Source organism: Paractinoplanes ovalisporus, from assembly GCF_016834655.1.
Taxonomy (GTDB): Bacteria; Actinomycetota; Actinomycetes; order Mycobacteriales; family Micromonosporaceae; genus Actinoplanes; species Actinoplanes ovalisporus.
In genome coordinates this window covers 189071-202233 of record NZ_JAENHP010000011.1, presented here as the reverse complement: position 1 = coordinate 202233, position 13163 = coordinate 189071, and the positions used below count along the sequence as shown (strand labels likewise).

At 72.7% G+C, this 13163-nt stretch carries 4 protein-coding genes and 1 pseudogene (1 of these 5 cut by a window edge); 2 read left to right on the top strand and 3 right to left on the bottom strand.

All coding sequences use genetic code 11. The features are described from left to right. Positions 1–4: 4 nt before the first annotated feature. From mhpA to JIG36_RS29535, 3 genes are read right to left on the bottom strand one after another with little or no spacing between them, the layout of a single operon-like run. Positions 5–1546 (bottom strand): bifunctional 3-(3-hydroxy-phenyl)propionate/3-hydroxycinnamic acid hydroxylase MhpA, encoded by a 1542-nt coding sequence (mhpA, locus tag JIG36_RS29545; RefSeq protein WP_203379655.1) that lies wholly within the window; start codon positions 1544–1546, stop codon positions 5–7. A gap of 16 nt (positions 1547–1562) precedes the next feature. Then, positions 1563–2711 (bottom strand): 3-deoxy-7-phosphoheptulonate synthase, encoded by a 1149-nt coding sequence (locus JIG36_RS29540; RefSeq protein WP_236048428.1) that lies wholly within the window; start codon positions 2709–2711, stop codon positions 1563–1565. Continuing rightward, complete coding sequence (locus JIG36_RS29535; RefSeq protein WP_203379654.1) at positions 2711–3715, bottom strand: FkbO/Hyg5 family chorismatase; 1005 nt, start codon at positions 3713–3715, stop codon at positions 2711–2713. The genes JIG36_RS29540 and JIG36_RS29535 overlap by 1 nt, the downstream gene beginning before the upstream one ends. Positions 3716–3927: 212 nt before the next feature. Between JIG36_RS29535 and JIG36_RS29530 the strand changes: the two genes are divergently transcribed. Both JIG36_RS29530 and JIG36_RS52360 read left to right on the top strand, forming a co-directional pair. Then, positions 3928–11475, top strand: coding sequence for a type I polyketide synthase (locus tag JIG36_RS29530; protein ID WP_203379653.1), 7548 nt, complete (start codon positions 3928–3930; stop codon positions 11473–11475). Then, positions 11472–13163, top strand: a pseudogene (locus JIG36_RS52360) (type I polyketide synthase); its annotated part runs 25038 nt beyond the window's last position; the annotation flags it as partial. The gene JIG36_RS29530 and the pseudogene JIG36_RS52360, both read left to right, overlap by 4 nt.

Here is a 13163-nt window from a genome sequence, read left to right as displayed (position 1 = left end):
CGGCTCAGAGCGCGGCGCGCAGATCCTTGACCAGGGTGGACAGGTCGGGGCGGGACGACGCCGAGCCGTACAGGTAGAAATCGGGCCGCACCAGCGCGCCGACCTGCCGGGCCCCGGTGAGGTAGGGCAGATAGACGCCGTCGGTGTCGACCACCTCGTGGTCCTTGAGGTTCTTGGCCGGCATGCGGCCGGGCAGCACCCGGACGACGTGGGCGCCCAGTTCCTTGAGGAAACTCCGGTCGTCCTCGTCGAGCACCAGGTAGGGGTCGAACGTGGCGAGCAGCACGAACCCGCGGCCCACCACGTCGTCGAACATGGCCGTGCGGCCGCCGCGCGTCACCCGGCCCTGAGGTACGAGATCGCCGGCCAAGCCGGCCACCGCGCCCTCGGCGTCGCGCCGGACGATGCCGTCGGTGAGCGCGAAGTACTGCGGCACCCCGGCCTGGGCCGGATCCTGCTGCCGGGCGAACATGACCTTGTCGCGGAGGGCGGCCGCGGCCGGGTCCAGCTCCGAGATCATCTTGCCGACCTCGATGGCCAGCGCGGTCGTGCTGCGTACGTGCGGGTCGCGTTCGGCCACGTACGCGTCGAAGAGGTCGTCACCGGACGTGCCACGCAGCACCAGGTCGAGCTTCCAGGCCAGGTTGACCGCGTCCCGGATGCCCGAGCACATGCCCTGCCCGATGAACGGCGGCATCAGGTGGGCCGAGTCGCCGGCCAGCAGCAGCCGCCCGCGGCGCCAGTCCCGCACGATGCTCGCCTTGAACGTGTAGACGATGTGGCGGGTCAGGTCGGCGTTGTCCGGGGTGACGCCGTGCGGCGCCAGCAGCTCCCACATCCGGTCCTCGCGGCTCAGCTCCTCCAGCGTCTCGCCGGGCAGCCGCATGAACTCCCACCGCCGGTGCCCGCGGCCGCTGGAGACGATGGTGGTGGGCCGCCGCGGGTCGCAGATCTGCACGTCGTTGGGCTTGAACGTGCGGGGCTCGTGGAACACCACGTCGCACAGCAGCCAGTCGTGCTCGAAGTTCAGGTCCACGATGGGCGTGCCGATGTGCTCGCGGACGAAGCTGTTGGCGCCGTCGCAGCCGACCACCCAGGACGCAGTCAGTTCACTGTTGAGCTCCACGTGGTCGCCATGGTCGGTCAGGCTCTCGACCTGATAGGCGGTCCGCAGCTCCAGGTTGGGCAGGGTGCGGGCGTGGGCGCGCAGGGCGGCCTCGAACGTGGGCTGGTGCATGATGACCGCCTTGGGCCACCCGTCGCGGTCCGGCTCGTACGGGTTGTCCAGGTGCAGCAGCGTCTCGCCGGCCGCGTTCTGGAAGTCGTACTCGCCGACCGGCTCGCCCAGCTCGTACAGGTCGTCGTTGAGCCCGACGGTGGCGAAGTTGCGCGCGGTCTCCCCGTCGAACGCCACCACCCGGGGGAACGGGTACTGGTCCTGGTAGCGCTCCAGGATCGCGACCTTCCAGCCGCGCTGGGCGACCGCGATGCCGAGCACCAGCCCGACCGGACCGCATCCGACGATGGCCACGTCGACGTCGGTCATGCTGTGCTCCCCATGCTCAGAAGACGGAAGTGATCAGTTCCCGGGCCTGCGACGGGTTGAGCCGCGGATCGCAGAGCGACTCGTAGCGCCGCCGCAGCGCGTCCTCGCCCGGCACGTTGCCGCCCACACACTCGGTCACGTCGGCCGCGGCCACCTCGAGGTGCAGGCCGCCCGGGTGCAGCCCGAGCCGTTCCAGCGACACGCGGAAGAGCACGGCCTCGGCGATCATAGAGTCGAGATGTCTGGTCTTTTCCCCGGATTTCGCGCGTACGGTGTTGCCGTGCATCGGGTCGCTGAGCCACACCACGGGATGCCCCGCCTGCCGGACGGCGCGGGCGATCGGGGGCAGCGCCTCGGCCACCCGGCCGGCGCCCATCCGCGCGATCAGCGTGAGCCGGCCCGGGCGGCGGTCCGGGTCGAGACGGGCGCACAGATCGACCACGCTCTCGGGGCTCGCGGTGGGCCCGACCTTGCAGGCCACCGGATTCGCGACGGCGGCCAGCATCGCCACGTGCGCGTGGTCGGCCTGCCGGGTGCGCTCGCCGATCCAGGGCAGGTGGGTCGAGGCCAGAAGGAGGTCGCCGGTCGCGCCGGGCCGCACCTGCGGGCCCTCGTAGTCGAGCAGCAGCGCCTCGTGGCTGACCCACGGCCCGTCCGGCATCGCGGCCAGCACGCGGGAACTGTGCGCGTAGGCCAGCAGCAGCCGTTCCGGGTCGGCGGCGCGGGCGGCCGGATCGGCCTCGGGGGCGTTGACGATGTGGCCCCGGAACGTCGGCATCTCGACCCCGCCGACCATCTCGGTGGGGCTCGAGCGGGGCTTGGCGTACTGCCCGGCCATCCGCGCGAAACGCATCACCGGGCGGCCCGTGGACAGGGAGAGCAGATCGCTCAGCCCGGTCAGCGCGGCCACCTTGGCGGCGGTGTGCTCCGGCCCCGATTCGGCGAAACTCTCCGCGCAGTCGCCGGCCTGGAGCAATAGTGCTTCCCCGGCCGCCACCTTCGCGATTCCGGCCCGTGCCGCCGCGATTTCGCTTTCCGTTACCAGCGGTTCACGGGAACGTAATTCGGCGCGAATACGGGACAGTTCCGGATGGTCGCGCCAATCGGGTTGCTCGCGCGCCGGGAGCATTTCCCAGCGCTGGTGCAGTTCGGCGACGGCAGACATCAGTACGCGATTCCCTCGATCTCGACCAGCAGGTCGGAACGGCATACGTCGACGTTGAGATAGCGCACCTCGGCCGCCGGTGAGAACGCCCGGGTGCAGATCGCCCGTACGGCCGGGATGTGCTCGGCGTGCCGCACGTAGACCTTGATCTGATCGAGGTCGGACAGGAAGTAGCCGTCCCCGATGCCGTGCTCGTACAGGTTGCCGGCGCCGATCACCCGGGCGATGTTCTCGAGCGACAGGTGGGTCTGGCGCACGACGTCACCGGCGTGCCGGGACTCGTGGCCGGTGATGCTCGCCGTGCCCGAGACGTAGACCCGGCCGCCCAGCCGCGTGGCCCGGGCGAACTTGGGCGCCTTGGGGCCGTAACGCTGCGGGTAGTGGTAGGCCGCCCACTGCTGCGGGTTCTCGATCGCGATCGGCTCGCCGGAACGGCTGGTCAGGAAGTAGAAGCCGATCCCGCCGCCGTGCGAGCCGATGCCGGTCGCGGCCGGGATCTCGGTCTCGTTGAACCGCATGTGCGCGAACGCGTCGGCCCGGCCCAGGCAGAAGTCGCGGTAGTTCTCCAGGCCCTCGGCGTTGTCCTGGTTGATCCGGCCGACGAAGTTCCACATCCGGTAGCAGCGCGGATAGCCCAGCTCGCGGACCAGGCCGAGCGCGGTGAGATAGGCCTTCTCGGTGGCCGTCGCGTAGCTGCCGCTCTCGGGAATGCGCCCGGCCAGGAACAGGAACTCGCCGTCGTGGGCGTAGACCACGCCGTCGTGCTCGCCCGCGGTCACCTCGTGCGGGCTCGTCCACACCTCGCTGAACGCCTCGCCACGGTCGCGGGCCATGTGCAGGGCGAGCCTCGGCCCGCCCGCGGAAACGACCGGATCGGCCGCCGCGGTGGTGTAGTCGATCCGCCCGAGAACGTTTTCCCGCGCGCCGATCGTGTCCGCGACATCGAGGTCGGCCAGGGTCGCACCGAGCGTATATCCGGCTTCTTTCAATGGCGTCTGCGTCATGGTCGCCGCCCTTTTCTCTCGTCAATGACCGGGCACGGCGAACGCTAGCAGCGGGATTCTGGGGAACTCCTGGACTCAATAGCGGATGGCCTTCCGGAGCAAACATAGGGGTGGCGTAGGGGGGTGTCTGGGGCGGGCCGCTCCAATTCCTGATATTTCCGCGGAACCGGCGCCGCTAGCGTCCCTTCCAGACCTGGGAGGGGTGACAAAGCATGCTGCGTGCCGAATTGATTCGCCCGCTGTGCGAGATCGTGCGTGAGCACGCCCTGGAGCGCCCGGACAAGGTCGCGTTCGCGGATCGCCGGCGAGCCGTCACGTACGGCGAACTGGAGCGGCGTACCCGCCGCCTGGCCGGTCACCTGTCCGGTCTGTGGCTGCAGCCGGGCGACCGGGCGATGATCTTTCTGGGCAACCGGGTCGAGGTCGTCGAGGCGTTCGTCGCGGTGTCCCGGGCCGGCGGGGTGGTGGTGCCGTTCAACCCGTCGGCCAGCGGGGCCGAGCTGGCCTACGCCCTCGACGACAGCGGCGCCCGCCTGATCGTCACCGACGCCGCCCATCTCGAACTCGTGCGCCGCCTGCTGCCCGGGCGCGCCCACCTGCGGGTCGTCGTGACCGGCCCGGAAGCCGTGCCGCGCAACGGGTCGCGGGGCCTGGTGAGCTTCGACGAACTGGCCACCACCGAGCCCGCCGCGCCGCCGCGCGACGACCAGGGCCTCGACGACCCGGCCTACATGCTCTACACCTCGGGCACCACCGGCAATCCCAAGGGCGTCGTGTCGACCCAGCGCAGCTGCCAGTGGTCGATCGCCGCCTGCTATGCCCCCATCGTCGGGCTCGACGAGAGCGACAACGTGCTCTGGCCGCTGCCGCTGCACCACAGCCTGGCCCACATCCTCTGCGTGCTCGGCGTGACCACGGTCGGCGCCACTGCGCGGTTGCTCGACAGCTTCACGCCGCAGGACATCCTCACCGCGCTGCGCGAGGACCGGTACACGTTCATGGCCGGCGTGCCTGCGATGTACCACTACCTGGTCGCCGAGGCCCGCGAGCACGGGATCGACGCGAGTTCGCTGCGGCTGTGCCTGACCGCCGGCTCGATCTGCCCGGGCGCGCTGCGTGACGCGTTCGAGGAAACCTTCGGTGTGCCCCTGATCGACGGCTACGGCAGCACCGAGACGTGCGGCCTGATGGCGGTCAACTGGCCGACCGGCGCCCGCGTGGACGGCTCGTGCGGTCTGCCCGTGCCCGGTCTCGGCCTGCGGCTGGTCGATCCTGAGACCGGACTGGACGTGCCGGCCGGCACCGAGGGTGAGGTCTGGGTGCGCGGCCCGAGCCTGATGCTGGGCTATCACAACCAGCCCGAGGCGACCGCCGAGGCGACGGCCGGGGGCTGGTACCACACCGGGGATCTGGCCCGGGCCAACGAATTCGGCTACCTCGCCATCACCGGCCGTAGCCGCGAGCTCATCATCCGCAGCGGCGAGAACGTGCACCCGGCCGAGATCGAGGAGGTGCTGCTGCGTGTGCCCGGCGTGGCCGACGCGGCGGTGGTCGGACGCCCGCACGACGTGCTCGGCGAGGTGCCGATCGCGTTCCTCGTGCCCGGTCCGGCCGGCTTCGACGCCGAGGAGGTCTTCGCCGCCTGCCGCGACCGGCTCTCCGGCTTCAAGGTGCCCGAGGAGCTGTACGAGATCGACGAGATCCCGCGCACCTCCTCCGGCAAGATCACCCGGCATCTGCTGCTCGACCGGCCGGCCCGGTTGCGCGCGGCCAGCGGGGGACAGCACGAGTCGCTGCTGCGGATCGCCTGGGCGCCGCTTCCGTCCACTCAGGCCACTCCCGCGCCGGCGTCGTCGGCCTGGGCGGTGCTGGGTGACGACACCTTCGCGGTCGCTGGACACCTCGCCGCCTCCGGTGCTTCGGTGACGGCCTACCCGGACATCGCGGCCCTGATCGAGGCGATCGAGGAGGGCGCGGACGTCCCCGACGCGGCCGTCCTGACCCTGCGCCCCCTGCGCGACACCCAGGGCATCGTCGACGCCTGGCTGGCGGCCGAAACCCTTTCCCCCGTACGGCTCGTGCTGCTCTCGCGCGAAGCGGGCGACCTCGCGAACGCCCCCGCCTGGGGTCTTCTGCGGTCGGTGCAGGCCGAGCACCCCGACCGGTTCCAGCTGGTCGACCTCGACGAGCACGAGACGTCTCCGGCCCTGCTGGCGGGCGCTCCGGCCACGGGGGAACCCCAGATTGCCGTACGCGGGGGGATCGCCCTCGTACCCCGGCTCGCACGCGTCTCCACGGCCACCGACAGCGGCGACGGTCTTCGCCTCGACCCGCGCGGCACGGTCGTGGTCGCCGGCGTCACCGGCCCGCGTGGCGTCGCGCTGGTCAAACACCTCGTCACCGCCTACCGCGCGCGGCACCTGTTGCTGCTCGGCCCTTCCCAGGACACCGCCGTGCTCCTGGCCGACCTGCGGGAACTCGGCGCCAAGGCGATCGCGGCCGACTGCGACGTGGCCGACCGGGCCGCGCTGGAAACCGCCCTGGGCAAGGCCCGCCGGCCCGTGACGGCGGTCGTGCACGGCGACGCCGAGTGGCGCACCGGCTTCGAGCCGATCGCCGCCGGCGTGGCCAATCTGCACGAGCTGACCGCCGACGCCGACCTGACCGCGTTCGTGATGCTCGGATCGGTGCCGGGCGCTCTGGGAACGCCCGGCCACGCCGAGGATTCCGCGACCGCCGCCTTCCTGGAGGCGTTCGCCCGCTTCCGCCGCGACCGTGGCCTGCCCGCGACGAGCCTCGCCTGGGGCGCACCGGAGGGCGGGGCGGGCCTGCCGGTCGCGGAGTGCCTGCCGATGTTCGATCTGGTGGCGCGCATGGACCTTCCCGGCAGTGTCGTGCTGCGGCTGGCCCGGCTCGACCTCGTCGACCGGGGCGTCGTGCCGTCGCTGCTGCGCGACCTGGTCGACCTGGCGCCGCGCCCCCGCCTGGACGACGACGAGCAGGCCGAACTGCGGGAACGCCTGGCCGCCATGCCTGCGCCCGAGCGGAGGGCCTTCACCCTCGACCTGGTGCGGCAGGCGGCCGCCGGCGTGCTCGGCACCCCGGTCGACGACCGCGCCACCGGTCGCACCTTCCGCGAGCTCGGCGTCACCTCGATCGGCGCGGTCGAGCTGCGCAACCGGCTGACCGCCGCCACCGGCCTCACGCTGCCGGCCGCGGTCGCCTTCGACTATCCGACCGCCGAGGCACTGGCCGAGCACCTGCGCGCGGCGCTGCTCGGCGAGGAGAGCTTTCAGAGCCTGTCCGGTCCCGGGCCGGGCTTGCCCGACGAGCCGATCGCCGTGGTCGCCATGGCCTGCCGGTACCCCGGCGGCATCCGCACCCCCGAGGACCTGTGGAACCTGGTCGCCGAGGGCGGCGAGGCGCTGGGCGAGTTCCCGTCCGACCGGGGCTGGGACCTCGGCCACCTGTACGCCGGGGCCAGCGCCACCCGCACCGGCGGCTTCCTGCGCGACGCGGCCGACTTCGACGCCGACTTCTTCGGCATCTCCCCGCGTGAGGCCCTGGCCACCGACCCGCAGCAGCGGCTCGTGCTCGAGACGGCGTGGGAGCTGGCCGAACGCGCGGGCATCAACCCCGGGTCGCTGCGTGGCACCCGGACCGGTGTCTTCGCGGGCGTCATGTACCACGACTACGGCGCCGACTTGCCCGCCCCGCCCGCCGGCACCGAGGCGTACTGGGGGATCGGCACCGCGGGCAGCGTCGTCTCGGGCCGCGTGGCCTACACGCTCGGCCTCGAAGGCCCGGCCGTCAGCGTCGACACCGCCTGCTCGTCGTCGCTGGTCGCCGTGCACCTGGCCGGGCAGGCACTGCGCTCGGGCGAGTGTGACCTGGCGATGGCGGGCGGGGTCACTGTGATGGCCACACCCCGTACGTTCATCGAGTTCACCCAGCAGGGCGGCCTCTCGGCCGACGGGCGCTGCAAGGCGTTCTCCGACTCGGCCGACGGCACCGGCTGGTCCGAGGGGGTCGGCCTGGTGATGCTGGAACGGCTGTCCGACGCCCAGCGTAACGGGCACGAGGTGCTCGCCGTGCTGCGCGGCTCGGCGGTCAACCAGGACGGCGCCTCGAACGGGCTCACCGCCCCGAACGGGCCCTCCCAGCAGCGCGTCATCCGGCAGGCCCTCGCGAGCGCGGGACTGCGCCCGGCCGACGTGGACGTGGTGGAAGCGCACGGCACCGGGACGACGCTGGGCGACCCGATCGAGGCCGAGGCGGTCCTGGCGGTCTATGGGCAGCAGCGGCCGGCACCGCTGCGCCTGGGCTCGATCAAGTCGAACCTGGGCCACACTCAGGCCGCCGCCGGGGTGGCCGGCGTCATCAAGATGGTGCAGGCCCTGCGGCACGGCGTCGTCCCGCGCACCTTGCACGCCGAGACGCCCTCGTCGCATGTGGACTGGTCCGCGGGCGCCGTCGAGCTGGCCACCACGCAGACACCATGGCCGTCCACCGGCCGTCCGGGGCGGGCCGGGGTCTCCGCGTTCGGCATCAGCGGCACCAACGCCCACGTCATCCTGGAACAGGCGCCGCCCGCACCCACCGCCGAGCCGGTCGAGGCGCCCGGCGTGGTGCCCGTGCTCGTGTCCGGGGCCTCCGAGGCCGCGCTGGCCGAGCAGATCGCCCGGATCGACCCGAACGTCACGTACGACGCGGCTTTCTCCCTCGCCACCGGCCGCGCCCACCTCGAACATCGCGCCGCGCTGCTCACCGGCCCGGACGGGCTCACCGAGGTGGCCCGCGGCAACCCCGTCGGCGGCTCGATGGCCGTCCTCTTCGCCGGGCAGGGCTCGCAGCGGGCCGGGATGGGACGCGAACTGCACGCCCGCTTCCCGGTCTTCGCGGCCGCTCACGACGAGGTCGCCGTCCGCCTCGGCCTCGACCCGGACGCCGACCTCGACCACACCGGCCACGCCCAGCCCGCCATCTTCGCGCTGGAGGTCGCCCTCTACCGCCTCGCCGAGTCGTGGGGCATCACGCCCGCGTTCGTCGCCGGGCACTCGATCGGCGAGATCGCAGCGGCACACGTGGCCGGAATCCTGTCGCTGGACGACGCGTGCACCCTCGTGGCCGCCCGCGCCCGCCTCATGCAGGCCCTGCTGCCGGGCGGCGCGATGGTGGCCGTGCGCGCCTCCGAGGCCGAGGTGCTGCCGCTGCTCACCGCCAACGTCTCGCTGGCCGCCGTCAACGGCCCGGCCTCGGTCGTCGTCTCCGGCGCCGAGGACGAGGTGCGGGCCGTGGTCGACCGGCTCGGCCGCCAGGCCACCCGCCTCAAGGTGTCGCACGCCTTCCACTCGCCGCTGATGACGCCGATGCTGGCCGATTTCGCGGCCGTGGTCGGTGGGCTGACCTTCTCGCCGCCGGTCATCCCGGTGGTCAGCGCCGGCGACATGACCTCGCCCCGGTTCTGGGTCGACCACGTCCGCGACGCCGTCCGGTTCGCCGACACCGTCACTGCGCTCACCGAACAGGGCGTGGGCACGTTCCTTGAGATCGGGCCGCGTCCCGTGCTGACCGCGTTGGTCGGTGAGATCGCGCCCGGCGCGCTCGCGATGCCCCTGCTCGGCCCGGAGGAGGAGGTCTCGGCGGTGACCGGGCTGGCCCGCCTGCACGTGGCCGGCGTGCCGGTCGACTGGGCCGCGTTGTTCCCGGGCGCCCGCCGCGTCGCCGTGCCCACCTATCCGTTCCAGCGCCGCCGTTTCTGGCCCGAGACTCCGGACCGGGGCGGTTCCACCGGGGACGACGCCTTCTGGAAGCTGGTCGACAGCGGTGACCTCGGGGCGGCGCTGCGGCTCGACGCCTCGGTGGAGGGTGTGCTGCGCCCGGCCCTGACCTCGTGGCGGGACCGTCAGCGACGCCACTCGGCCGTGGACGCCTGGCGCTACCGCGAGTCGTGGCAGCCCCTCGAAACGGCCGCCGCCACCGGCATGCCGGGCCGCTGGCTGGTCGTGATGTCCGAGGGCGGCGCCGAGGTGTCGCTGCCCGAGTCCGAGGGCCTCGACGTGGTGACGTTCGGCCGGGACGCCCTGGTCGATCGCGGCTACGACGGCGTGCTGTCGCTGCTCGCCGTGCCGGCCGGGCGGACCGACGGGCCGGTGCCGGCCCCGCTCGGCCGCACCCTCGAACTGCTGCGGGCGCTGGCCGCGGCCGGCATCGAGGCGCCGCTGTGGTGTGCGACCCGGGGCGCGGTCGCCGCTGCCACCGGTGACATCGTGACCGCGCCCGAGCAGACCGCGCTGTGGGGGCTGGGCCGGGTCGCCGCCTTGGAGATGCCGCGACGCTGGGGTGGACTGGTCGACCTGTCGGACGGCGGTCTCGCCGGGCTGCTCGGCGGTGCGTATGCGGGCGAGGACCAGATCGCGTTGCGCGGCACCACGGCGTACGGGAGAAGGCTGGTCCACGCCCCGGCCACCGCGCCGCCGAAGAAGCCGTGGCGGGCTCGCGGCACCGTGCTCGTCACCGGTGGCACGGGTGGTCTGGGCGGGCAGGTCGCCCGCTGGCTGGCCGGCCGTGGCGCCGGACATCTGGTGCTGACCGGCCGTCAGGGACCCGCGGCCGAAGGCGCCGAAACTCTGCGCGCCGACCTGGAAGCCCTCGGCGTCAAGGTCACCCTGGCCGCGTGCGACGTGGCCGACCGTGAGGCCGTGGCCGGGTTGCTGGCCGAGATCCCGGTCGACGCGGTCTTCCACGCGGCGGGCGTCGACGGCGGCGACGGGCCGGTCGAGACGCTCGACGAGCAAAGGCTGGCTTCCCTTGTACGAGCGAAGGTCGCCGGAGCCTGGAACCTGCACGACCTGGCCGGCGACGTCGACACCTTCGTGCTGTTCTCCTCGGCCGCGGCCACCTGGGGCAGTGGGGGCCAGGCCGGATACGCGGCGGCCAACGCCTTCCTGGACGGGCTCGCCCAGCACCGCCAGACCCAGGGCCTCCCCGCCGTCAGCATCGCCTGGGGCGCCTGGGCCGGAGCGGGACTGGCCTCCGATCCGGCGGTGGCGGCGGCGATGCGGCGGCGCGGAGTTCCCCCGATGGACCCCGAGCTGGCGTTGCTGGCTCTGCGGAGAGCGCTGGAGGACGGCGCCGCCACGATCACCGTGGCCGACATCGACTGGACCCGCTTCGCGCCCGGCTTCACCTCGGTCCGGCCGAGCGCTCTCCTGTCCGGAATCCCCGGGGCAAGGCCCGCACCCGTCGAATCGTCCCCACCCCGCGCCCTCTACTCAGGGCCGGACCAAGAACGGCAGATCCACGACCTCGTACGCGGTGAGGTCGCGGCCGTCCTCGGACATGTCAGCGCCACCGCGATCGGTCTCGACAAGTCGTTCCGCGAGCAGGGCTTCGACTCGATGACCGCCGTCGAGGTCCGCAACCGCCTGCACGCGGCGACCGGGATCGACCTGCCACCGGCGCTGGTCTACGACCACCCGACACCACGGGCCGTCGCCGCCTATCTGCTGAGCCGGCTCGGCCCCGGCGGCGCGGGCGCCGTGGGCACGCCCTCGGCCGAGCTCGAACGCTTCGAGACCGCGCTCGCCGGCGACGGCACCGCCGACCGGCAGGCCCTGGTGACCCGGCTGGAACAGATCCTGGCCGGACTCCGGGCGCCCGCGGCGGCGGCGCCCCGCGCCCCCAAGGCCGACATCAGCACGGCCTCGGTGGACGACCTGTTCGCGATCATCGACGAAGAACTTCAGGACTTCTCGTGACTGTAGGAAACGAGGGCGGATCCGTGCCGGACGAGCAGCAGGACAAGATCGTCGAATACCTGCGCCGAGTCACGCTCGACCTGCGCAAGGCCCGCGAACGCGTGCAGGAACTCGAGTCGCGCCGCACCGAGCCGATCGCCATCGTCGGCATGGCCTGCCGCTTCCCGGGCGGCGTCACGTCGCCCGAGCAGCTGTGGCAGCTCGTCGCCGAGGGCCGCGACGCGGTGTCCGGCTTCCCCACCGACCGCGGCTGGGACGTCGACGGGCTCGACCTGCCTTCCGAAGGCGGCTTCCTGGACAGGCCGGCCGACTTCGACCCGGCGTTCTTCGGCATCTCGCCGCGCGAGGCGCTGGGCATGGACCCGCAGCAGCGGCTGCTGCTCGAAGTCTCGTGGGAGGCGTTCGAGCGCGCCGGGATCGACCCGCACTCGTTGCGTGGCAGCCGAACCGGGGTCTTCGCCGGAACCAACGGTCAGGACTACGCCGACCTGCTGCCCGAGTCGGAGGGCCACGCCGACACCGGCCTGGTCGCGAGCGTGCTCTCGGGCCGGATCTCCTACACGTTCGGTTTTGAGGGCCCGGCCGTCTCGGTCGACACCGCCTGCTCGTCGTCGCTGGTCGCCATGCACCTGGCCGGGCAGGCGCTGCGGGCCGGGGAGTGCGACCTGGCGCTGGCCGGTGGGGTCACGGTGATGTCCACGCCGCACGCCTTCGTCGAGTTCGCCCGGCAGCGCGGGCTGTCCGCCGACGGGCGGTGTAAGGCGTTCTCCGACACCGCCGACGGGGTGGGCTGGTCGGAGGGTGTGGGCCTGCTCGTGCTGGAGCGCCTGTCCGACGCTCAGCGCAACGGGCACCACATCGTCGGCGTGCTGCGCGGCTCGGCGGTCAACCAGGACGGCGCCTCGAACGGGCTCACCGCCCCCAACGGGCCCTCGCAGCAGCGCGTGATCCGGGCCGCGCTGGCCTCGGCCGGGCTGCAGACCAACGATGTGGACGTCGTCGAGGCGCACGGCACCGGGACCCGGCTGGGTGACCCGATCGAGGCGCAGGCGTTGCTGGCCACGTACGGGCAGGCCCGTGATCTTCCTCTGCTGCTCGGCTCGGTCAAGTCGAACATCGGGCACACCCAGGCCGCCGCCGGTGTCGCCGGTGTCATCAAGATGGTCATGGCGATGCGGTACGGCGTGGTGCCGGCCACGCTGCACGTCTCGGAGCCCTCGACCCGGGTCGACTGGAGCGCGGGCGCCGTGGAGCTGGTCACCAGTTCTACACCGTGGCCCTCGTCGGAGCGGGTGCGGCGGGCCGCGGTGTCGTCGTTCGGTGTGAGCGGGACGAACGCCCACGTGATCGTGGAGGCCGGTCCGGAGGTCTCGGTCGAGGAGCCGGCAGGTGCAGCGGCCGGGCCGGTACCTCTGGTCGTTTCGGCCAGGTCGGCGGCTTCTCTGGACGCTCAGATCGCCCAGCTGCCGTCCGATGTCGCGCCTCTGAACCTCGGTTTTTCGCTGGCTTCTTCGCGGGCGTTGTTCGAGCACCGTGCGGTTCTGGTCGACGGTGTTGAGGTGGCGCGGGGTGTCGCGGCCGAGGCGCCGTTGGCGTTCCTGTTCACCGGTCAGGGGTCGCAGCGGGCCGGGATGGGACGGGAGTTGTATGCCCGGTTCCCGGTGTTCGCGGCGGCCTATGACGAGGTT

What these genes read in the sequence shown, in the direction of transcription:
- mhpA (WP_203379655.1), bottom strand. Translation starts at nt 1,546, where the DNA reads ATGACCGACGTCGACGTGGCCATCGTCGGATGCGGTCCGGTCGGGCTG.
- JIG36_RS29540 (WP_236048428.1), bottom strand. Translation starts at nt 2,711, where the DNA reads ATGTCTGCCGTCGCCGAACTGCACCAGCGCTGGGAAATGCTCCCGGCG.
- JIG36_RS29535 (WP_203379654.1), bottom strand. Translation starts at nt 3,715, where the DNA reads ATGACGCAGACGCCATTGAAAGAAGCCGGATATACGCTCGGTGCGACC.
- JIG36_RS29530 (WP_203379653.1), top strand. Translation starts at nt 3,928, where the DNA reads ATGCTGCGTGCCGAATTGATTCGCCCGCTGTGCGAGATCGTGCGTGAG.